Below are 20,104 nucleotides of genomic sequence, written 5' to 3' on the forward strand. Positions count from 1 at the left end.
CCACCTCTCTGGAGATTTCCGTGCCGCAGCACGAGCAGCCCCCGACCACCGCCGCACCCCGCCGGGCGGTGGTAACCGGCTCCGCCGGATTCATCGGCTCCCACCTCGCCCACGCCCTCGTCCAGGCCGGCACCACCGTGATCGGCGTCGACCGTCGCGACCCGTCCACCGACCCCACGGCCGCCGCCAACCTCGCCGCCCTGCGGGGACTCCCGGGATACCACCACGTCACCGCCGACCTCCTCCACTGCGCGATCGACCCCCTCCTGATCGAGGCGGACGCGGTCTTCCACCTCGCCGGAATCCCCGGCGTACGACCGTCCTGGGGCCCGCAGTTCGGCGACTATGTCGCGTCCAACGTCCTGGCCACCCACCGGGTCCTGGAAGCCTGCACCCGCATCGGCGTACGGCGACTGGTCGTCGCCTCCTCCTCCAGCGTCTACGGTCCGACCGACGGCGGAGCGAGCGTCGAGGCCGACCGTCCGAAGCCCGCCTCCCCGTACGCCGTGACCAAACTGGCCGAGGAACAGCTCTGCCTCGCCTACGCCGAGCGCCCCATCGGCCCCAGCGTCGTCGCCCTGCGGTACTTCACCGTCTACGGCCCCCGCCAGCGCCCCGACATGTTCACCCACCGCGCCCTGCAGGCCGCCCTGACCGGACAGCCGCTCCGCCTGTACGGAGACGGCCACCAGCGACGCGACTTCACCTACATCGACGACGTGGTCGCCGCCACGATCGCCGCCGCCGTCGTACCGACCGCGACCGGTGCGATCAACGTGGGCGGCGGGTCGAACGCGTCGCTGCTGGAAGTGATCAACATCGCCACCAGCCTCACCGGCCGCGACATCCAGCTCCAGCAGGACCACGCGCGAAACGGTGACGTCCTCCTCACCCGCGCCGACCCCAGCCGTGCCCGAGAGGTCCTCGGCTGGCAGCCGCGCGTCGACCTCCACAACGGGCTGCGCAACCACATGCAGGCCCTGGCCGCCCAGCTCCCCAACTACAGCCGAGCCGCATAGCCCCGCGACCCGGAGCCCGAGAGGAGACGCTATGGAAAGTCCCGAGCGAGCGCGGCTGGACGCCTTCTTCCGACAGATCACCGCGCAGTTCCCCGCGGGCGGGGCGATCACGACGCTCGTCATCACGCATCTGCTCCCCGAGCGTCCTGCGTTCTTGCGCGCCGTGACCGCGGTAAGCACGATCGGCGCCGTGCTGCCCAAGCCCCGGTCGATCCACCAGCCGACCCTCGACGCCGTCCGCCGTACCTTCCCGGTCCACGACCTCACCCGAGAGCGGTTCACCGACGAGGCCCAGGCCCTGGACTATCTGGAAGACACTGCGGGCGGCCGGGACGTCGTTCTGGTGGACATCGGCGGCTACTTCGCGGCGAGCCTCGACACCCTCGTGAACAAGTTCTCCGGCCGCATCCTCGGCGTCGTCGAGGACACCGAGAACGGACACCAGCGGTACGCGGCGCTCGACTCCTTACCGTGCCCGGTCGTGTCCGTGGCCCGCTCCCCGCTCAAGGACTGCGAAGACCACCTCGTCGGCCGCTCCGTGGTCTTCTCCACCGACGCCCTCGTCCGCACCCGCGGGGACATCCTCACGAGCCGCAACGCGTGCGTCATCGGCTTCGGCAAGATCGGCCGGGCCATCGCCCAGACCCTGCACGCCCAGGACCTGCGCGTCACCGTGTACGACAGCGATCCGATCAAGCGAGTCCAGGCGCACTCCCTCGGCTTCCGCACCAGCGCATCCACCACCGAGGCCGTACGTGACGCGGAACTCGTCCTATGCGCCACAGGCAATCTAGCGCTGCGGCACGGAGACTTCGCCGCCCTGCGCAACGGCGCGTACCTCGGATCGGTGACCTCCTCCGAGGATGAACTCGAACTCGGCAGCCTCCACGACCTCTACGAACGCAGCCCCGTTAGCAACCAGTTGACGCGATACGAGGTCACCGGCCACTACTTCTACGTGCTCGCCGACGGCGGTGCCGTCAACTTCGTGCACGGCGCCGCCGTCGGCGCGTACATCCACCTCGTCCAAGCCGAGATACTCGCCGCCACCGCCGCGCTCAGCCACGCCCGCTTCCAGCCCGGACTGCACGAGATGCCGGCGCCCGACCGCAACGCCATCGCCAGAACCTGGCTCCACCACTTCGAAAGGTGATCTTCAGTGGCCCCCGCCGTCGACCACATCCGCTCCGTCACCGAGGAATACCTCGCCCGGCACCCAGGCGAACGCGACTCCCTCACAGTGTTGTTCGCCGCGCTCGCCGCCTCGGACGACCCCACGAGCCGCAAGACGTACCCCGCCCACGTGACCTGCAGCGCCATCCTCATCGACGGTCACCGGCGCGTACTGCACATCGTCCACAAGGCATCCGGGAAAACTCTGGCGCCCGGCGGGCACAACGAACCCGATGACCGGCAACTGCGCGACGCCGCCCTGCGCGAACTGCACGAGGAGACCGGCATCCCGCCCAGCGCCGTCGTCCCGCTCTCCGGCTACGAGGACATCCCCCTCGACATCGACGTGCACGCCATCGACGCGAACCCCTCGAGGGACGAACCGGCCCACCAGCACGTGGACTTCCGCTGGGCCTTCCGCCTCGACGCAGAGCACGCGGTGACGCTCCAAGAAGAGGAGGTCGACGGCTACGAATGGCGGCCGTTCACGAGCGCCGCTTCACCCACCGTCCGCGCCAAGCTCGCCCTGCTCACCTGAAGTCCCGCCCCTATTCGATCACCAGGAGGACGCCGTGGCCGCCACCACAGCACAGCCGACCGGCACCACACCGCGCCGGCACATCGCCGTCATACCCTGCCGCTGGGGCGCTTCGCGCTTCCCCGGCAAACCACTGGCCCTCCTCGGCGACAAGCCGCTGCTCTGGCACGTCCACCAGCGCTGCCAAGAGGCCAAACGTCTCGACGGAGCGGTCGTGGCGACCGACGACGAACGCATCGAAGCAGCATGCCGCCAACTGGGCATCGACTGCATCCGCACCGGAGAGCACCTCACCGGCACCGATCGTGTCGCGGAGGTCGCGGAGCGCCTGCATGCCGAGGCGTACATCAACGTCCAGGGCGACGAGCCGTTCATCTCGCCGACCGCCATCGACGCTATCTCCGAGGCCCTGGAGCACCTGCCGTCGGGCACGCTCGCCGTGAACGCGTACACCGAGCTGGTTGACGTCGGCTCCGTCCTGGATCACAACGTCGTCAAGGTCGTCGTCGCGGCCCATGGCGACGCCCTGATGTTCTCGCGCCAGCCCATTCCCTACCCGAAGGGCGACCGACCGAAGTACCTCCGCCAACTGGGCCTCTACGGCTTCACCGGCCCAGCCCTCCAACGCTTCCGACAGCTGCAACAGGGGCCCCTGGAGCGCGCCGAGGGAGTGGAAATGCTGCGCTTCGTCGAACACGGCCACGCCGTACAGATGGTCCCTGTCCTGGACGACGGGGTAGCCGTGGACACCCCGGAGGACCTGGCGCGAGCCGCCAGCCTCCTTGCCGAGCAGGCCAGGAGGCTCATCACGAGTGGTAGGTGAGGGCGATCCGTCGACTCCTAACACAACGTCACGGCGAGTCGCCGCGCGAGGCAGTGCCGGTACATAGGGCGGAACAACACCCCGGCCATATCGCCTAACGCACCGCTACACCGCTGAGCGTTTCTCGCCCCAGCGCTACGAACCGATCTTCCATCTCCTCGTACAGTTCGATGGCCTCGCTTGCCCGTTGCTCGTCTCCTTCGCCGTCGTACAGAAGCTCCACCTCATGGCACCAGCCATTCATGGCCGAGGCCAGGTTGTTCGCAGCGTGGGCGACCCTGTCCGGACCATGCAGCTGCACGAGACTTACAGCTTCGAGGGCAGCCTCGACAGCCGGCCTGAACCCCACGAGGCTGTCGGCAACGATGGGAGACCGCTGAACGCCTCGGGTCGCTTGAACCGCCACGTGAGCGCTGTAGCCGACTCGATAAGTACGGCTGCACTCAGTAACAAGGTTCGAATAGGCGACCGCTCTGCCTTCCCTCTCTGACTGACCGCGTTGGGTGCGCCGCTGTTCCGCGCCACCGAGACGGGTCGTAGCCAGCGTCCCCAGCACGCCGCTGACCGCACCTACGGCAGTCCCGATTAACCCAACCACTGCTCCGTCCATGTCTCCATTGAAGCCGAAGGAGAGCCAAGCATGCCCAGCCCTGCGCCAAGCCGACAGGGCTGAACTTGCCCGACGGCCCGCGTGGAAGCCACGTGCAGGGACTCATTCAGTGACGCTCCAGACGAACGCCTTCGCCTTCGGGCAACTCCTGGTCGCTCGAAGGCGGCCGGCGCCGTGTGGGTATCGAACTGCACGGGCCGAGGCCGAGCAGCAGTCGGCCGCGGTGGTCGCCACGCTGACTACAACCCGAAGTTGGGGTTCGCGTAGAACAGCCGACGCGTGGCGACGCGATCCCTGGAGAGGCGCTCCTGCAGTAACCGAAATGGTCCTGACAATAAACCGAAATGGACCTGACAAGGCAGGATGGCCGGTCGCATCCCGGAGGCATTCAAAGATCAATTAAGGGTCGTCGCTCAATTTCGATCTTGGTACCCAGTTTGTGCTCTATCGCACTTGGGTGACCTTCGCTACGCGCCCCTCCCGTGTGGATCACGGTTTCCTCCTTGTAGGGTTAGGCGCAGACAGGCGTGCTGGCCAACCACCACGCACCCAAAGCGCAAGCTCCTGGCTACCAGCGCCTCGCGTACGAGTATCGGGATTGAGCTGGCGGCGAATATCGGTGGAATTTCTAGGGAGCGACTATGCGTTGGCGTCGAGGCCCTTCACGGCGCGCCTTCGTGAAGGAATGCGAGAGACTGCTCGTGGGCCTCCCTATCCCCACCCCTTTCAGTGTTGAGGCTCTGGTGCGGAATATGGAAGCCCTGTTGGGTCGCCAGATTCGGCTAGTGCCACTGGACGACCCCGACGGAGGTCTGGGCGCAGCGTGCGGCCTTCGGGTCAAAGCGCCGGAGTTTACGATCATTCTCTATCGTCGCCGTTCGAGTCGAAATCAAACCGAGCACATCATTCTCCATGAGCTCGTACACGAATGGCTGGACCACGGGACTTGCCTGACGGCTGCCGAGATCGAGCGATACGTCCCTGAGCGAATTCGCCAGGAAGTCCTTAGACGTTTTCCGTCGACTCTGGTCCAAGGGCGAGTCGACTTCGATAGTCCCGAGGAAAAGCAAGCCGAACTGTCGGCCTCGTTGATAAAGCGATTGGCGCGCCGCCAGTCGATCACAGGAGATGACATGGTAAGCCTTCTAGAGAATTCGCTTGCTCACCCTGTTGCTCCTCCCCGGCGTCGAGTATAGCCGCGAGCGCTTGGCGAGCACCTAGGCGCAATTTCCGGCCTTGTGACTTCCGCTGCGCCCCGTAGTCCCCTTACCGGCAGTCAAGTCTGCACTCAACCGACCTTGCGGGTCGACAAAATGCAGCCCGCGTAGAGATCCACTGGTTCCGTGTTCGAATACTTTCAATACCTGACTGCGGCAGTCATGACCGTTATCGCCATCTGGCGATTTCCTGCAGTTCGGTATGGTGACTCTCACCGCAGGGCTCTCTGGGGCGGCTATGCGGGATTTGCCGTAGCCCTGTGTCTCTACACGCCAGCGGCAATGGATGCGGTAGACCGCATTCCCGTGGTAGACCTGAGCGCCCTACTCAGACACTTTGCCAGTACCGCAGCGATCATGGCAGCCCTGACTTACGTCGCCACCAGCTACGGAAAGAGCACGGAGGCGGTCGTGCCTCGGCACGTCGCGGTTTCCCGCTGGATTGCCCGCGCATCATATAGGGCGGGGGCAATAGGCGTAATTCTGCTCACGGTCCTGTTCTTCACCGTGGTGGAGCGCGACAGGCCAAGCCAAAATTTCCTCATCGACCATGCGGGAGAATGGGGAGTCGCGGTCTACATGACCGTCTTCTACTTCTTCCCGCTTATCACGACCGCAGTTTGCGGCTACCAGTGGACGAGGGCGGCGCGACAGGCCGAGAGCACAAGCATGCGCGTCGGGCTGGGCCTGATGGGAATCTCGATGTGGATGGGGCTGGTCCATACAGTCGCTCGTATCACCATCCTTTGGGTTGCGGTGGCCTTCGCCCTAAGCCCCTCCACAGTTCAGTTCCTTGTGGATGTCACATCGATATGGATGAACCTGCTCTTCCTGATCGTTGCCGCAGGGGCGAGTATTCCCACCACCCGTGCTGCAGTAGCCCGCTGGAAGACATGGCAAACCCTCTACAGGACTTATCCGCTCTGGTTTGACCTGGTGCAGGCTTTTCCTGGGACGAGCCTGTACCCACCTGGACGCCGCATTGCGGAACTCATGCATATACGCGTCCCCATCGACGTCCGCCTAGACCGATGGACTCAGGATATTGGTGACGCTTGCGAGAAGCTGCGCCATTATGCTCCACGAAACCTGATGTTCGCCGCGGAGGACATTACCGCCTCGCACTCTGACCCTGAGCCGGCTGCAGAATCGTATTGGATTAAGGCGGCACTCCTGGCCGCTGACACCACACCAGTCCGTCCGCATGCCGCTGGGGCCCTGAGAGATAAGCCGTTCGTTGACACCGACAGCGAAGCGGCGTGGCTAGTGCGAGTCAGCATCGCTTACTCGCACATCACGACGGATCAAGCGCAGGGGCTTCTCATGCACTCCGCAAGAGTGGAATCCGAAGTGGATCAATAGCTTGCAATGGACCGCCTGCCCGGAACTCGGGGTCAATCGGCATATTGATCTTGAGCGGCGGGCTTTTGAGTGAGATTCGGCACCATCGACTGCACGAACTGGGCTGGTACCGTGGGTTGAGCGGACTGATAGGCCCTGCTCCGCCCAGTTAGTGATGAATGGACTCTGGCCTCGTGACGCACAGTGCTGTCGTCACCATATGCAGCCGAGTCCGTGACGCTGTCCGGTCTGGATGGGCGTCCGAAATCTCAGCAATGGAGTTCCCGCATGTCCAACCGCACCGGCCTCATCCTCGATTTCGGAGGCGTGCTCACCACCCCCCTGCTGCCTGCTGTGCTCGCCTTCGAGCAGCGCGAGGGTCTTCCACAGGGCGCCTGCCTCACGGCCCTGTACAAGGACGACGAAGGCGTCCGGATCACCAGCGACCTTGAGCGCGGAGCGGTTTCTCAGACTGAGTGGAACGACTTCGCCGGCAAGATGCTGGGCGTGTCCCCCGACAACCTGATGGGGCGCATCTTCGGTGCCCTTCGCCCTGAGCCGCTGCTGATCAACGCGGCTGCGGCGGCGAGGCGAGCCGGGATCAAGGTGGGCATCCTGTCGAACAGCGTGGGGCTGGCCCCGTGGGACCTATACGACGGCTACGAGCTTGAGCGGCTGTACGACGTCGTGGTGATCTCCGAGCAGCACCTGATGCGCAAGCCTGACCCGAGCCTCTTCGAGATCACGCTCAAGCTCATGGATCTGCCGGCCGAGCAGTGCATCTTCGTCGATGACACCGAAGCGTACGTTCAGGCAGCAGAGCAGCTCGGCCTTGCGGGGGTACACAACCAGGACCCGAAGCAGACGGTGGCCACTCTCTCTGAGCTGCTCGGCGTGGACCTCATCGCGTCCTAGCCCGGCGCCGTGTGCGGGACTGTCCGACCGGGGGCCTGGTGCAGCGCGGAGCGGATGACCGTGGTGACCTGGGCCGCGGTCGGCGGCTCGATCAGGTCCACCAGGTGCGAGACGAGCTTGACCAGGTCGGTCCTGGTGCACTCGTGCCAGCCGGTCAGATCCCGCAGCTCGCTGCGGTGCCGCTTCGCGGCGCGCGAGGTGAAGTCGTAGAACCCCAGCTCGGACGCGGCAACGCCCACCTGCTTGCCGACGTGCTCGACCGCGTCGGGCGGCAGCTCCAGGCGCATCCGGGGAAACCAGCCGCGCCAGGTCAAAGACTTGAGCTGAACGGCGAAGCCCAGCCTCGTCGCCCCGGTCTTGTTCCGTAACCAGCCCGCCTCGTCGCTGGACAGGGTGAAGTGGTCCAGCACCCCGTCCAGACCCAGATCCCGCCCCACTGCCAGGCCCCTTCCGCACGCCCCCAGTGATCCTTGTCGGGCTGGACAGTAGAAGCACAGCCGTACGGCGGGCGCGGGTATCGGCGAAGTGCCCCGGCGCGGCGGGCGAGCCTGATAGAAGCGCGGCTGGACTGCCAGGCTCCCGCCCGGGAGCCTGGCACGTACGGGCCCTGGGCCGGGGCCGTGTCAGGACAGACCTATTTCCGCCGTACCGCTGTACGCGATGTGACGAACGGCTGTCGGGCGGGGCATCCTGGCGGCATGGACTACCAGCCGGTTGAGCGCGCCTCGGAGGCGTTCCAGCAGTCACTGACCGCGCAGGAGATCGGGAAGGTCTGCCGACGGGCCTTCGGGGACGCCGTCGTGCCGGTGTCGGCCGTCGAGCTGGGCACGGGGATGTACAACACCGTGTACCGCGTGGCCCTGGCCGGGCGGGACCGGCCGGTGATCCTGCGGGTTGCGCCGGAAGAGGCCCGCCAGTTCCGCAGTGAGCGCCACCTGATGCGCAACGAGTACGGCAGCGTGCCGTGGCTGGCGGTGATCGCGCCGCTGATGCCGCGGGTCCTGGCGGCGGACTGGTCGCACGAGGTGATCGGCAGGGACTGGATGTTCCAGACCCACCTGGACGGTGTAGCGGCTCCGGAGCACCTGGGGACGTATCCGCGCACGGCGTGGCCGGTGTTCTTCCGGCAGATGGGCGCCATCGCCCGCTCCGTACACGACGTGCGCGGCCCGTACTTCGGGCCCGTCTGCGGCCCGGGGCACGGGACGTGGAGCGGGGCGGTGATCACGTCGCTGGAGGAGATCGCCGCCGACCTGGACGGGGCCGGCCTGGACGCGGCCGACGTACGGAAGGTCGCCGCGGTGGCCGCGCACGAGCGTGCCGGGCTCGACGAGGTCACCGAACCGGGGCTGCTGACCGGGGACCTGTGGACGGTCAACGTGATGCTCGATGCCGGGGCCGCGGAGCCCACGATCACCGGGGTGCTCGACATGGACCGCACCTGGTGGGGCGACCCGGCCGCGGACTGGACGATCCGCATGGCGACGGCGAAGCAGGACGAACGCGTGGCGTTCTGGGAGGCGTATGGGGAGCGGGACCGCTCTCCCGCCGCCGTATGGCGTTCGCTGGTCTACGAGGTCCGCCACCTCGGCGCCGTCCGTCTGGAGCGCCACCGGCTGGGCAACGCCGCCGGGGTGGAGCACACCTACGACGCCGTGGCCGCCGTTCTGGCCGACCTGGGCTGACGTTCCTGCACCACTTGTGCGCCTGGTCGGTCGGAGGTTCAGCCGGATACGGCGGTGACGGCGACCCTGCGCAGGAGGTGGGCGGTGGGCAGGCGACGGCGGGTCGCTTTGCAGTCCGGCGAGCGCGGTGTCCGGGCCTGGGTCGCCGAGCTGGAGCGCGACGCGGTAGATGTTCTGGTAGGTGTCGGTCCAGGCCGGACGGGCGTGGCATTGCACGGCGGTGAACCCGGCGGCGTGCAGCGCCGCGGGCCAGTTGCGAGCGGCACGACCGGCCAGTCCCTCCACGCGCGGTCGACGATCCGCATCAGACGGCGAAGCCTGCAGAGCGGAAACGTCTCAAAGATCCAAGCCCGCGAGAACCGCTTGCCGACGGAGTCACTCCCCGTCCTGCACCTCTGGCAGCTTGTGTTTCAGTTCTCCGACGAGGTCGTTGATGTTGGCCATCATCTCGGCCGACAGGCCCCCGCTGTTGCCGCGGGCAGCCAGACCAAGGATCTGTCCTCGGTGAATCGAGCCGAGGAAGCGGATCGCCTCCAGGAGTTCGCGGGCCGCAGGGTTGACCTCGGCATCGTCCTGGAAGAGGCCGGCGTCGACCTGGAGCGCCTCGGCTAGGCCGGCACGCACTACGTCGGAAGCCTCGGTTGTGGCACCCGTGCGAAGGGCGACGATGTCGTCAGTTGTGACGGCTGTCCCGCCTGCGTGGTCATTGACGACCCGCGCGATTTCCTCGTCAGAGGGTGCCTCCTGGCCCACGTACCCGTGCTCCAGGAGATAGTTGATCTTTTCTCCGATCGTGCGGGGTGCGGATGCCTGGTCGTCACGCGAGGTCCTGGGGCGAAGGCCGAACGAGCAGTCCTGGGCGGCCAGCAATTCCGCTTCGGTCACCCCGTACGCCTCTGCGAGCGGCTGCACGTAAGCATCGTTAAGCCTGCGCCGACCGGATTCGGCGTTGCTCACTGGCACGCGGCTCGTGCCGATGATCGCAGCGGCCTGCGCCACGCTGAGGCCGGCGTCGCACCGCAGGAGCTGCAGGTCCTGCGGGCCGTCGTGGGGGAAGAGAACATCGAGCGGCTGACTGAGCGCCGCTGCAATCGCTGGGAGCTTCTCGCCCTTGGGGAAGTCCTGGCCGCTCTCCCATCGCGCGACAGTGGGGCCGCTGACACCTACCTCGGCGGCCAACTCCTTCTGGCCAAGGTCCTTGCCCCGCCGGACAGCACGCACGCGACTGCCGTCGAACTGACGTGGGGGCACATGAACTCCTGCAGCGTGGCGGTCGGGCCGGTCGGGGCGGCGTCGGGGACAACTGTAATCCAGGCTTGATACATCCGTGCAACTAACGTACGTTGCTGTATCGCACCTGTTGATCGGGCCCCGATCCTCAAGTGTGCCAGCCCCTGGAGAACCTCTATGCATGTTGCGTTGTCGTGGCGACTCGCGCAACGCCCCGCGTCGCATTCGGTACCCAGTCGTTGTCGACCGATCGCGGGAGCACCTTCCCCAATACCGGCCGTCGCCAGCCCTGTGCGACGGGTTAGGGCCAGGGATGGACTTGTCCGCGGGTGTCTACGTATGTTCGTCGTCCCCCGCCGGGCAGCGACCCGGGGAGGGGCGGAACGAGCAGGTGGAAGGCAGGGAGGAGGGGGTGGTGCGAATGCGAGCGCACGGTCCGTGACGTAGCGCAGCAAAGCAAACCGGCGCCCGGGAGCTACCAACTCCCAAGCGCCGGGCCGGCACCCCGAGGGGCGCCAATTCACATCACGCGGGCGGCGGGGCTTCATGCACGAAAACCGCCGCACCGCACTCCTACGAACAACGGAGTATCGCATGCTCGCCATGCCGAGCGGAACTCTGGCCTGCCCGGACACCGACCGCCAGCGCCGCCTCGCCGCCCAGCTCGCCGACATGATCCCGGGCGCGGCCACCGTCCGGGTCAGCCTCAACGACCCGAAGGAAGCGTGGCCCCACCCGCACGCCATCGTCAAGGACGAGGACGGGGAGACCCTGGAGCTGGGGCGGACGACTGCCAGGGTCGCAGCCCGCTGGATCCTGCGAGTCTGGCCGGACGCGGACTGGACTCGGCCGCACATCTTCGACATCGCCGCCGCGACCCTCACCCGCAGCGACCTGGTCGCCGCCGGTCGGGGCCGCTGACATGGCGCGGATACGAACCATCAAGCCGGAGGCATTCGTCTCCGAGTCGCTCGCCGAAGTGAGCGTCGAGGCAGAGCGCACCTTCTTCGGCCTGCTCACCCAGGCCGACGACCACGGTCGCCACCGGGACAACGCCGCGATCATCGCCGGGCTGCTCTGGCCGCTGCGCGCCGAGCACACCTCGGTCCACGTCGAGGACGACCTCCACCAGCTCGCGACCGCCGGTCTGATCTGCCGGTACACCGGCTGCGACGGCCGCCGCTACCTCCACATCGTGACCTGGTCCGCGCACCAGAAGATCGATAAGCCGAGCCAGTCCCGCCTGCCCTCCTGCCCGCAGCACCACGGTGCCGACCGGTGCGGCCCCTGCAGGGAGACCTGCACCAAGCGGGTCGAGGAGTCGCCCATCCCTACCCGAGGGCTCGCCGAGGCTTCGCCGAACGCTCCCCGAGCCCTCGATCTGCCCGCGCAGCCCGCCGCGACACCTCGCGGCCACGCCGACCAGGCTCCCACCGTCCAGCAGGACGCCTTCGACGGCATGGTCGGCGCCCCTAGCCGCCCTGACTCGAAAAGCGCAGGTCAGGAGGCATTCGCCGAGGGCTCTCCGAACCTTCCCCGAAGCCTCGGAGAGGGCTCGGCGCCTGGATCTAGGATCTTGGATCCTGGATCTCTTGTCCCTACGGGGCGCACAGCGCCCGCAGCCACCGTCTCGGCCAACCAGCTCGTCGGCGAGTACATCGCTGCCTGCGACGAGCGTCCGCCCAGCGACGTGATCGGGCACCTCGGGCGGATCGCCAAGAAGCTCCTGGGCGAGGGCATCGCCCCGGAGCACGTCCGGGCCGGGCTGCAGAACTTCGCAGCCAACCCCAAGCACCCGAGCGTCCTGACCAGCATGGTCAACGAGGCCATGAACGCACGCTCCGGCGGTTTGGCGCGGCCGGGAATCCGGCCTAACGTGCCCGCTCACCAGGCGTGGACCAACCCGGCCAACGCTGCCGCCGCCTACGCCGAGGAGCTGTGATGCGCACCCGTACCCGCGAACCGCAGACCATCGGCAGCGAGGGCACCCTGGACCGGATGGCCCGGATCCTGGCCGCCCGCAACATCGACCCGGCCGCCGTCGCCGACCTGACCGACGAGCCCGAGTCCTTCTCCCTGCTGGGTGCCCTGTCGGCTGGAATGCCCCCGCGCTACCAGTCCGCCGTCGCCGACCACCCCCAAGTCCTGGCCTGGGCCCGTGACGTGGCCGAGGTAGCCGTCGCCCCCAGCCGGGGAGCCCGGCGACAGGTCACCACCGGCCCCAGCCTGCTGATGGCCGGAGTCGTCGGCGCGGGCAAGACGCACCAGGCGTACGGGGCAGTCCGGCAACTGGTGCAGAGCGGAGTCGGCGTGCGCTGGCGCGCGACCACCGCCGCCGACCTGTACGCCGACCTGCGCCCCCGGCCCGGGGTCGACAGCGAGCGGGAGCTGGCGGCCGTCAGCCGCTGCCCGCTCCTGATCATCGACGACCTCGGCGCGGCCAAGACCAGCGAGTGGGTCGAGGAAGTGACGTACCGGCTCATCAACCGCCGGTACAACTACGAACTCCCGACCTTGATCACCACCAACCTGGCGATCAAAGACCTCCGGGCCTACCTCGGCGACCGCATCGCCTCCCGTCTCGCGCAGATGACCACGCGCGTCGAGTTCGAGCCGGTCGACCGCAGACGCCACCGCGCCGCAGCCTGACCCGCCGCAGGCCGCCACGCCGGGCCGCGCCCTCAGCGCGCCGCCCCATGCACCTCCCGACCCAGCGCACCCCTCCGCCGACGCCCCTGCGCGCGGAGAGCGATCGGAGCAACCCGCATGACCACCACGACGATCAGCCCTGCCCGCCACCGGTCGCTCGGCGACCAGACCTGGCAGGACCAGGCCGTCTGCCAGAGCACCGAGTACAACCCGGTGGACCCTGAAATCTTCTTCCCGGAGCCCGACGAGACCGACAAGATCACCGCCGCGAAGTCGCTGTGCGGCCAGTGCCCGGTCCGCCGCACCTGCCTGGATGCAGCCCTGGAGAGCGGCGACACCGACGGCATCCGGGGCGGACTGACCGAGGAGGAGCGCGGGCCGCTGCACGAGAAGCTCGCCAACCGCCTCGACTACAGCCGCGTCAACGCCACCATCGCCGGGCGGGACGTCCACCTCACCAAGGCCGAGCGCCGCGCGGTCGTCCACGCCGCCTACCGGCACGGGGTGACCGAGCAGCGCCTGGCCTGGCTCCTGAAGATCACCGAGGAGCACGCTCAGAAGCTCTACCGCGAGACCCGCCGCGCCCTGCGCAACCGAGACCTGGAGCAGACCACGAAGACCACTCCGCCCCCCGAGACCGACGGCGAGCGCCTGGGCCGCGACGACTTCGGGACGGCGGCGTGAGCACCGCGAGCGCGCCGATGACGGCGCACATCACCGGCTGGGACCGCGCGGTCGTCATCGCCCTGGGCGGCGCGGGGTGCGCCCTGTCGTACGACGCCCTCCAGCAGATGGCCGTCGCCATCCACGTCCGCGGTTTCCTGACCTACCTCTTCCCCCTGGTGATCGACGGCTTCATCGCCTACGGCATCCGGGCACTCCTGGTCCTCCGCGACGCGCCTCTGCGCGCCCGCCTCTACGTCTGGGCCCTCTTCGGCACAGCCACCGCTGCCAGCATCTGGGCCAACGCCCTCCACGCGGTCCGGCTCAACGACGAAGCGGTCGCCGGCACCGGCCTCCGACTCGGGGACACGGTGGTCGCCGTGCTGTCCACCATCGCCCCCCTCGCGCTGGCTGGAGCGGTCCACCTCTACATCCTGATCGCCCGGGGCCCGGTCAAGGGCAGTGACCGGGAGGACCTCGGTCAGGCCGGTCACCTCGGTCAGGCTGACCGGCCCGAGGGCATCGCGGTCACCCGGACTGACCGGGTCGGTCAGCAGCCGGAGCCTGGTCAGGTCAGCGCCGGGCAGCCGGTCACTGCCCTGACCGACCGGCCGCGTCTGTCCCTGGACAAGAACCCAAGTCCTCGGTCACAGACCGGGGACAGCGCCCCGGCGGACAGCAGCAGCCCGGTCACCGGTGACCGCGAACAGCCGCACGAGTCCCCTGACCTGCCCGGACAGCCGGACACCGCGCCGCCGGTCACTGCCCGCGCGGTCGGCACCGAGCCGGTCACCGGTAACCAGGACAGCCACGCGCCGGAAACCGACCGGCCGGTCACTCCGCCTCAGGTCACTGACCGGGACACCCGGACAGCCAGTGACCGGCGGAGTGACCCGGACACCGAGGAGCTGCTGAAGATCGCCCGGTCAGCGGTCAGGGCCGAGGACAAGCTGACCCGGAAGGTGGTCGCCCAGGCGATCCGAGGTCAGCAGATCCCGCTGTCCAGCGACACCCTGACCGCCCTGATGGCCCAGCTCCGCGCCCAGCGCGGACAGCCGGTCACCTCGGGCCGGAACTGACAGGACAGCACGAGGCGGGTGACCGAGCCGGACACCACGGCCGGTCACCCGCCCCCGGACACGCGCCCCACATCCTTCCGAAGCGAAGCGGAGAGCAACCCATGCGCACCCACCCGGCCACACCCACCGAGGTCGATTCCTGGCTGACCGTCCTGCATCAGCGCGGCCACCTGCACCGGGCCCAATCCGGCCCCGACAACACCTGGAGCGTGCAACGAACCCGGGAGAGTCGCCCCTGGACCCTCCACCACCCGGTCCTGGCCATGGACTGGATCGAGGAACTCGTCCGCGAACTCCGGCAGGAAAACCCGGAGACGAGCCGATGACCGCCAACGACCCGGTGGCTACCGCCGCCGGACAGCAGCGTGACCCCACGACGGCTCCTGGCGGAGCAAGTTGTCGCGTACGACGGTCCTACGGCCCGTCGTACGCACTTGCCCCCGCCCAGGAGGGCGGGGGAAGCCCGGCTGGTCCCCGAGCGAGGGCGCACGGAGACCAGCCGGACTCCCGGCACCAGGGGGTGCCGGGAGCGGGGGGAGAAGCAGACCGCCGTAGCGAACGCGAGCAGCCGAGCCCGAGCACGTCCCCCTTCCCCGACCGCAAGCCGCGCCGCCGCAGCCGCAACCCGACCGAGCGCACCCGCAAGACGACCACCCGCCTCTCCGACGACGAGAAAGCCGAGGTCGCCGTCGCCGCCGCGCAGCGCAGCGTCACCGTCGCGCGATTCCTCGCCGCCGCCGGCCTCGCCGCCGCTCGCGGTTCCACCACCCTGCACACCAACGAACAACTCGACACCGCCATAGACGAGTTGGCCGCCCTCCGCACCGCTCTCTCCCGGATCGGCAACAACATCAACCAGATCGCCTACATCCACAACGCCGGAAGTCAGCCCCGGCCCGGCGAACTCGAACACGCCCTCACGACCTTGACCCGACTGCTGGTCCGCATCGACGACGCGGCTGACACCCTGGTGAAGAAGCGGCTCTGATGGTCCCCAAGATCCGACGCGGCTCACGAACCCACGGCTTGCTCGTCTACCTGTACGGCCCTGGCAAACGCGATGAACACACCGACGCCCACCTCGTCGGGAGCTGGGACGGCTTCGCCCCCGACCCCGGCCGCGACACCAGCCCCGGCCCCGACCCCAAGGTCACCCTCGCCCGCCTCGCCGCCGCCCTAGACCTCCGGGTCAAGCAGGCCGGCGACAGTGCGCCCGCCCAGCACGTCTGGCACTGCTCGGTCCGCACCGACCCCGGCGACCGAAACCTGACCGACGCCGAATGGAACACCGTCGCCCGCCGCCTGGTCCACGCCGTCAACCTCGCCCCCGAAGGCGACCCAGACGGCTGCCGCTGGGTCGCTGTACGGCACGCCGACGACCACATCCACATCCTGGCCACCATGGTCCGAGGCGACCTGCGCCGTCCGAGGATGAACTACGACTTCAAGAAGGCCCAGGCCGAATGCCGACGCATAGAGAAGGAGATGGGCCTGCGCCAGCTCCGGCCCGGCGACGGCACCGGAGCCAAGTCCCCCACCAGCGCAGAGCGTTTCAAGGCCGAGCGAACCGGGCGTCCCGAGGCCCCTCGCGAGAGTCTCCGCGAAGCCGTGCGCCAAGCACTCGCTGGGGCGGCCACCGAAGAGGAGTTCTTCACCAGGCTCCGCGAGGCGGGCCTCCGTGTGAAGATCCGAAACGCCCCGTCCGGCGACGCCATCGGCTACAACGTCGCACTTCCCGGCGACCGCAACCGCGAAGGCATGCCGATCTGGTACCCCGGATCCAAGCTGGCCCCCGACCTCTCACTCCCCAAGATCCGCCGCCGCTTGGCCGACGGCACCGCTGACCAGACGACGCACCCGGCGGCGACCAGCGGCCGAACGGACTGGTCCCCGCCCGCCAGGGAACGACGCAACGCCACCGGCGTCGTCGAGCACGCCGCCATCCTGCTCGACAGCGACGACGACGAAGCCGCAGCTCAACTGGTAGGGATCGGCGAACTCCTGGACGCGGTGACACAGACCTCCCCGGCCGCCACCCGCGCCGAGTTGGGTGCCGCCGCCCGAGCCTTCGAGCGGGCGACCCGCAGCCACGTCCGCGCGGAGCGTGCCGACACCCGGGCGATCCGCTCGGCGGCCCGGGGCATCATCCAGGCCGGCAGCGCTCTCGGCCGTGGCGAGGACGGCGGCGCCACCGCCATGCTCCTCTCCACCCTGGTCCTGGTCACGCTGGCCGCCGCCCGCTGGCACTCCGCCCGTGGACATGCCCAGCAGGCCCATGCCTCCCGACAGACTGCCGAGCATCTGCGAGTCGCCTACCGCCAGGCCGCTGCCACGCCCATGCAGGCACTGCGCGACCAAGGGCGCGCTCTGCCAGAAGCCGAACGCCGCACCCACCAGGCCACCATCCGCGCAGCACTGCCCGAAGCAGCGATGCGAGCAGACAGCTCGTCCACGAAGACCGATGCCCTGACCGCCACGCTTGCCCAGGTCGAGCAAGCAGGCCACGACCCCAAAACCCTTCTCCAGCAGGCCATCGACATGCGCGAACTCGACACGGCCGACGACGTGAACGACGTGCTTGTCTGGCGACTGCGCCGTCTCGCCCAGCTTCCTGCTCACCCGGGGGAAGCGACGCGCCGCCCGCAGGCCGGCACCAGCCAGCCGAAAGCCTCGACCAATCGCACCAACAACCGGACGGCGCCCACGGCAGCAGCTCGCCCCGCAGTCTCCGACCCGCGCAACCGCCCACCGCGCCGCTGACGAGGGTCCGGCGGGCCGGTTGACCGGCCCACCGGCCTTCGAGAAACCCCTGGACAACCAGTTCCACCGGCTGTTACGGATGGAAACAGAAGCACCTCGACCGGGAGATGACGCTCGTGCTCAGAACCACCCACCGCCCCGCAGAGCCGACACCCGTGCTGCCCGTCCTCCCCGCTGGTACCGATCCTCTGCTGCAACTCCAGTACGAGACGCAGCCGCCCGGCGGCCCCGGCGCGACGCGCTGCCTCAGCCACCCGCGTGAACTGGCCCTTCGCGGGATCCCGGTGATGTGCACGGCCTGCCGTGCCCGGCGCGACTGGCTGCTCATCAACCACGGCCGAAACGTCTGGGTCTGCTGCCGCTGTAGCAATCAGTGGCTCGAACCCGAGATCAGCCGCGCCGACTTCGACGCCCTGATCGCCATCCCGGACGGAACGACCTACCCCAGCGTTGAGCAGGGCCTCACCGCGCTCGGCTTCGACGGGGCCTTCGCCGGCGCCTACCTGGACTAGGCGAGCGGAATACCAAAAGCCGAGGGGCGCCACCGACTACACGTCGGTGGCGCCCCTCGGGGTCGCAAGATGGTCAGCCGCGGTTCCCGTTCTTCGGCAGCCCACCTCGGAAGTTGCAGCCCGTGCACTCGTCCTCGCCCTGGATGTGACCCTCGTACCAGCCGTGGACGGCGGCGTGAAGGATCGCGTCCTCCACAGAGGCTTCGCCGTTGCGGACTGATGCGATGGCGTTGCCGACGACCACCCGGAGCGCAGCGTTGTCAGGTGAAGGGAACGGTGGGGAGGGCATCGGCGAATCGGACGTCATGGCCGCAGCCTACGGCGGGCGCGAGCGCCGGTCAGCCGGATGGCGTGATCCCCTGTGAGGAGGGGCGGTGCAGGTCGCTACGGAATCCTCGGCCGACCGGGTTCCAGTTCTGGAACGTGGCGGGTCTCCAGCGTGGCCGGTCCGGCACGGTGGTGTCGTCAGGCGCGGGCAGGCTGCCCCGGCTTTTGCGGTTACGGACAGCCCCAACGCTGATGCCCAGGTGGGCGGCGACCTCGGGGTAGCCCCAGAGCTGCTGGTCGTCGGCCATCGTGTCCTCCTCGTTCGTCGGTGATGAGCGTACGCAACACGTGGCTGGGCGCATGGCAAGACCGCCCCTGCCTGATCGGCGCGGGGCGGCCTTCTGCGGTTCTCGGTCAGACCTGGGCGAGGTGGTTCGAGAGGTTGAGGGCGTCGGTTGTGAACGTGAGGGCGGCGCTCAGGCCGGTCACCTCGTGGAGGGTTGGGCGGACCAGGCGCGGCCAGTCGTCCGGGGCGGCGGGCCAGGAGGCGAGGTGCACCTCGGTGGTGGCCAGGCCAAGGTGGGCGGTGACGTCCCAGCCCGCGAGGGAGGCCGGTTCCCAGTAGAGACGGATGCGGCCGAAGGGGAGTCTCGGAGTTCCGGTGGCGAGCCACGTGACGTCGAGCGGGCCGTCAGGCCGGGCGGAGACGCGCTGGACCAGCGCGCCGCGTACGCCGTCCGGCATGGGGCGTACGGCGAGGCCGTGCAGCGGGAGGACGGACGAAGGGTGGGGTCGCGACGAGATGGAAGCCTCCGTGGCGTTGATCGAATCTGGTCAGGCCCAGGCGAGAGCGTTACGCACCACCGTCGGGAGGTAGCCCTCCTGGCCGTCGTCGGCGATGAACGCCTTGCCGTCCCGGACGATGACGTCGGCCCCCACGTAGTGGGCGAAGGGGAAGTCTGGGTTGATGGCGAGGCGAATCGGCAGGTTGGGGTCGAGCCCCTGGAGCTGGCGGAGCAGGTGGCCGACGGTCAGGTACTGGGGCAAGGGATCCTCCGGGAGCGGAACGGAAAGAGACGGCCGGGTTGGTGGTGGCGCGTCAGGAGGCGTCGAGGTGAAGCCGGTCGCGAGGGGCTTTCGGCCCTTCGGGGTGGTCGGCGAGGTGCCGACGGCGGCACTCATTGACGTAGCCCTTGCCGCGATCCTTCATCTCCCAGTCGCCGCACGAGCAGACGGCCTGCGTGTACGCACGGCCGGGGCAACGGGCGTGGAGCGGCTTGCCGGAGCTGGTGTGCTTGTGGTCCGCCGGGCAGGGAGTGCCGTCGGAGTGGTGGTTGGTGAGCGGGGCGCGGAAGGGCACGGTGGGCAACTCCTCGTAAGTGGGGTGGGGACAGTGAGCGTCCGGATCGACGGGTGCCCGGAGCGTGCGGCTATTCAGCGAGGTCGCGCTGCCACTGGCGCGCCTCGGCACGGCGGGCGGCCCGGCGGCGGATGGTCTTGGCGCGGCGGCCGTACTGACCGGGCAGGTAGAAGCAGGTGCAGCGCCGGGCGTAGGCGCATTTACGGCGGTAGCCGGGCCGGGTGGCCAGGAGCATGCGCACGGGTCGGAACCCCCTGTTGGGT

General features: G+C 68.6%; 25 protein-coding genes. 16 read left to right on the top strand and 9 right to left on the bottom strand.

All coding sequences use genetic code 11. The features are described from left to right. Positions 1–20 precede the first annotated feature (20 nt). The 4 genes from ABT112_RS11455 to ABT112_RS11470 are packed head-to-tail and all read left to right on the top strand — an operon-like array spanning position 21 to position 3,553. Complete coding sequence (locus ABT112_RS11455; protein WP_351508112.1) at positions 21–1,019, top strand: NAD-dependent epimerase/dehydratase family protein; 999 nt, start codon at positions 21–23, stop codon at positions 1,017–1,019. A gap of 31 nt (positions 1,020–1,050) precedes the next feature. Then, on the top strand, positions 1,051–2,172 hold the full coding sequence (locus ABT112_RS11460) for an adenosylhomocysteinase (RefSeq protein WP_351508114.1): 1,122 nt from the start codon (positions 1,051–1,053) through the stop codon (positions 2,170–2,172). A gap of 6 nt (positions 2,173–2,178) precedes the next feature. Beyond that, on the top strand, positions 2,179–2,730 hold the full coding sequence (locus ABT112_RS11465) for an NUDIX hydrolase (RefSeq protein WP_351508116.1): 552 nt from the start codon (positions 2,179–2,181) through the stop codon (positions 2,728–2,730). Positions 2,731–2,764: 34 nt separating this feature from the next. Continuing rightward, the gene (locus ABT112_RS11470; protein WP_351508118.1) at positions 2,765–3,553 is read left to right on the top strand and encodes a 3-deoxy-manno-octulosonate cytidylyltransferase; all 789 of its coding nucleotides are present in this window, start codon (positions 2,765–2,767) and stop codon (positions 3,551–3,553) included. Between the two features lie 94 nt (positions 3,554–3,647). Here the strand turns inward: ABT112_RS11470 and ABT112_RS11475 are convergent, their stop codons facing one another. Continuing rightward, positions 3,648–4,163, bottom strand: coding sequence for a hypothetical protein (locus ABT112_RS11475; protein ID WP_351508120.1), 516 nt, complete (start codon positions 4,161–4,163; stop codon positions 3,648–3,650). 1,343 nt (positions 4,164–5,506) lie between these two features. Between ABT112_RS11475 and ABT112_RS11480 the strand changes: the two genes are divergently transcribed. Both ABT112_RS11480 and ABT112_RS11485 read left to right on the top strand, forming a co-directional pair. Beyond that, the gene (locus tag ABT112_RS11480; protein WP_351508122.1) at positions 5,507–6,742 is read left to right on the top strand and encodes an MAB_1171c family putative transporter; all 1,236 of its coding nucleotides are present in this window, start codon (positions 5,507–5,509) and stop codon (positions 6,740–6,742) included. Between the two features lie 267 nt (positions 6,743–7,009). Further along, a complete protein-coding gene (locus ABT112_RS11485) occupies positions 7,010–7,636 on the top strand; it encodes an HAD-IA family hydrolase (RefSeq protein ID WP_351508124.1) in 627 nt (208 codons plus the stop codon). On the opposite strand, the gene ABT112_RS11490 is transcribed toward ABT112_RS11485, so the two are convergent. After that, positions 7,633–8,073, bottom strand: a complete 441-nt coding sequence (locus tag ABT112_RS11490) for a DUF4158 domain-containing protein (protein ID WP_351508126.1) — start codon at positions 8,071–8,073, stop codon at positions 7,633–7,635. The genes ABT112_RS11485 and ABT112_RS11490 overlap by 4 nt on opposite strands. 261 nt (positions 8,074–8,334) lie before the next feature. Here ABT112_RS11490 and ABT112_RS11495 point away from each other — a divergent pair, with 261 nt between their 5' ends. After that, positions 8,335–9,321, top strand: a complete 987-nt coding sequence (locus ABT112_RS11495; protein WP_351508129.1) for a phosphotransferase family protein — start codon at positions 8,335–8,337, stop codon at positions 9,319–9,321. Between the two features lie 375 nt (positions 9,322–9,696). Here the strand turns inward: ABT112_RS11495 and ABT112_RS11500 are convergent, their stop codons facing one another. Further along, positions 9,697–10,572: a helix-turn-helix domain-containing protein gene (locus ABT112_RS11500; protein WP_351508131.1), complete on the bottom strand. Its 876-nt coding sequence runs from the start codon at positions 10,570–10,572 to the stop codon at positions 9,697–9,699. Between the two features lie 573 nt (positions 10,573–11,145). Between ABT112_RS11500 and ABT112_RS11505 the strand changes: the two genes are divergently transcribed. From ABT112_RS11505 to ABT112_RS11545, 9 genes are all read left to right on the top strand, one after another. Next, positions 11,146–11,472 (top strand): transcriptional regulator, encoded by a 327-nt coding sequence (locus ABT112_RS11505; RefSeq protein WP_351508133.1) that lies wholly within the window; start codon positions 11,146–11,148, stop codon positions 11,470–11,472. A 1-nt stretch (position 11,473) separates the two neighbouring features. Beyond that, complete coding sequence (locus ABT112_RS11510) at positions 11,474–12,493, top strand: hypothetical protein (protein WP_351508135.1); 1,020 nt, start codon at positions 11,474–11,476, stop codon at positions 12,491–12,493. Then, on the top strand, positions 12,493–13,200 hold the full coding sequence (locus ABT112_RS11515; protein WP_351508137.1) for an ATP-binding protein: 708 nt from the start codon (positions 12,493–12,495) through the stop codon (positions 13,198–13,200). The genes ABT112_RS11510 and ABT112_RS11515 overlap by 1 nt, the downstream gene beginning before the upstream one ends. 117 nt (positions 13,201–13,317) lie before the next feature. Continuing rightward, positions 13,318–13,884, top strand: a complete 567-nt coding sequence (locus ABT112_RS11520; RefSeq protein WP_185300030.1) for a WhiB family transcriptional regulator — start codon at positions 13,318–13,320, stop codon at positions 13,882–13,884. Next, on the top strand, positions 13,881–14,942 hold the full coding sequence (locus ABT112_RS11525; protein ID WP_351508139.1) for a DUF2637 domain-containing protein: 1,062 nt from the start codon (positions 13,881–13,883) through the stop codon (positions 14,940–14,942). Before ABT112_RS11520 ends, ABT112_RS11525 begins: the two co-directional genes overlap by 4 nt. A gap of 101 nt (positions 14,943–15,043) precedes the next feature. Next, positions 15,044–15,268 (top strand): hypothetical protein, encoded by a 225-nt coding sequence (locus ABT112_RS11530; RefSeq protein WP_351508141.1) that lies wholly within the window; start codon positions 15,044–15,046, stop codon positions 15,266–15,268. Continuing rightward, complete coding sequence (locus tag ABT112_RS11535) at positions 15,265–15,930, top strand: MobC family plasmid mobilization relaxosome protein (protein WP_351508142.1); 666 nt, start codon at positions 15,265–15,267, stop codon at positions 15,928–15,930. The genes ABT112_RS11530 and ABT112_RS11535 overlap by 4 nt, the downstream gene beginning before the upstream one ends. Continuing rightward, positions 15,930–17,702: a relaxase/mobilization nuclease domain-containing protein gene (locus ABT112_RS11540; protein WP_351508144.1), complete on the top strand. Its 1,773-nt coding sequence runs from the start codon at positions 15,930–15,932 to the stop codon at positions 17,700–17,702. Before ABT112_RS11535 ends, ABT112_RS11540 begins: the two co-directional genes overlap by 1 nt. Before the next feature lie 107 nt (positions 17,703–17,809). Then, positions 17,810–18,214: a hypothetical protein gene (locus tag ABT112_RS11545; RefSeq protein WP_351508146.1), complete on the top strand. Its 405-nt coding sequence runs from the start codon at positions 17,810–17,812 to the stop codon at positions 18,212–18,214. Between the two features lie 73 nt (positions 18,215–18,287). Here ABT112_RS11545 and ABT112_RS11550 read toward each other — a convergent pair whose 3' ends face one another. The 6 genes from ABT112_RS11550 to ABT112_RS11575 form a co-directional block, all read right to left on the bottom strand. Continuing rightward, positions 18,288–18,521, bottom strand: a complete 234-nt coding sequence (locus ABT112_RS11550) for a hypothetical protein (RefSeq protein ID WP_351508148.1) — start codon at positions 18,519–18,521, stop codon at positions 18,288–18,290. 31 nt (positions 18,522–18,552) lie between these two features. Next, positions 18,553–18,789 carry a MarR family transcriptional regulator gene (locus ABT112_RS11555; protein WP_351508151.1) on the bottom strand — a complete coding sequence of 79 codons (237 nt, stop codon included), beginning with the start codon at positions 18,787–18,789 and terminating at the stop codon, positions 18,553–18,555. Positions 18,790–18,895: 106 nt separating this feature from the next. Next, entirely contained in the window at positions 18,896–19,225 is a 330-nt protein-coding gene (locus tag ABT112_RS11560; RefSeq protein WP_351508153.1) for an esterase, read from the bottom strand. A gap of 90 nt (positions 19,226–19,315) precedes the next feature. After that, a complete protein-coding gene (locus ABT112_RS11565) occupies positions 19,316–19,528 on the bottom strand; it encodes a hypothetical protein (RefSeq protein ID WP_351508155.1) in 213 nt (70 codons plus the stop codon). 52 nt (positions 19,529–19,580) lie between these two features. Beyond that, positions 19,581–19,841, bottom strand: a complete 261-nt coding sequence (locus ABT112_RS11570; RefSeq protein WP_351508157.1) for a hypothetical protein — start codon at positions 19,839–19,841, stop codon at positions 19,581–19,583. A gap of 70 nt (positions 19,842–19,911) precedes the next feature. Next, positions 19,912–20,082: a hypothetical protein gene (locus ABT112_RS11575; RefSeq protein WP_351508160.1), complete on the bottom strand. Its 171-nt coding sequence runs from the start codon at positions 20,080–20,082 to the stop codon at positions 19,912–19,914. Between the last annotated feature and the right edge of the window lie 22 nt (positions 20,083–20,104).

Source organism: Streptomyces sp. NPDC002055 (assembly GCF_040296705.1).
Lineage (GTDB): Bacteria > Actinomycetota > Actinomycetes > Streptomycetales > Streptomycetaceae > Streptomyces.

Coding starts and splice junctions, on each gene's coding strand:
- ABT112_RS11505 (WP_351508133.1), top strand. CDS start 11,146: ATGCTCGCCATGCCGAGCGGAACTCTGGCCTGCCCGGACACCGACCGC.
- ABT112_RS11560 (WP_351508153.1), bottom strand. CDS start 19,225: ATGCCGGACGGCGTACGCGGCGCGCTGGTCCAGCGCGTCTCCGCCCGG.
- ABT112_RS11530 (WP_351508141.1), top strand. CDS start 15,044: ATGCGCACCCACCCGGCCACACCCACCGAGGTCGATTCCTGGCTGACC.
- ABT112_RS11520 (WP_185300030.1), top strand. CDS start 13,318: ATGACCACCACGACGATCAGCCCTGCCCGCCACCGGTCGCTCGGCGAC.
- ABT112_RS11550 (WP_351508148.1), bottom strand. CDS start 18,521: ATGACGTCCGATTCGCCGATGCCCTCCCCACCGTTCCCTTCACCTGAC.
- ABT112_RS11510 (WP_351508135.1), top strand. CDS start 11,474: ATGGCGCGGATACGAACCATCAAGCCGGAGGCATTCGTCTCCGAGTCG.
- ABT112_RS11545 (WP_351508146.1), top strand. CDS start 17,810: ATGACGCTCGTGCTCAGAACCACCCACCGCCCCGCAGAGCCGACACCC.
- ABT112_RS11540 (WP_351508144.1), top strand. CDS start 15,930: ATGGTCCCCAAGATCCGACGCGGCTCACGAACCCACGGCTTGCTCGTC.
- ABT112_RS11535 (WP_351508142.1), top strand. CDS start 15,265: ATGACCGCCAACGACCCGGTGGCTACCGCCGCCGGACAGCAGCGTGAC.
- ABT112_RS11475 (WP_351508120.1), bottom strand. CDS start 4,163: ATGGACGGAGCAGTGGTTGGGTTAATCGGGACTGCCGTAGGTGCGGTC.
- ABT112_RS11495 (WP_351508129.1), top strand. CDS start 8,335: ATGGACTACCAGCCGGTTGAGCGCGCCTCGGAGGCGTTCCAGCAGTCA.
- ABT112_RS11460 (WP_351508114.1), top strand. CDS start 1,051: ATGGAAAGTCCCGAGCGAGCGCGGCTGGACGCCTTCTTCCGACAGATC.
- ABT112_RS11485 (WP_351508124.1), top strand. CDS start 7,010: ATGTCCAACCGCACCGGCCTCATCCTCGATTTCGGAGGCGTGCTCACC.
- ABT112_RS11515 (WP_351508137.1), top strand. CDS start 12,493: ATGCGCACCCGTACCCGCGAACCGCAGACCATCGGCAGCGAGGGCACC.
- ABT112_RS11555 (WP_351508151.1), bottom strand. CDS start 18,789: ATGGCCGACGACCAGCAGCTCTGGGGCTACCCCGAGGTCGCCGCCCAC.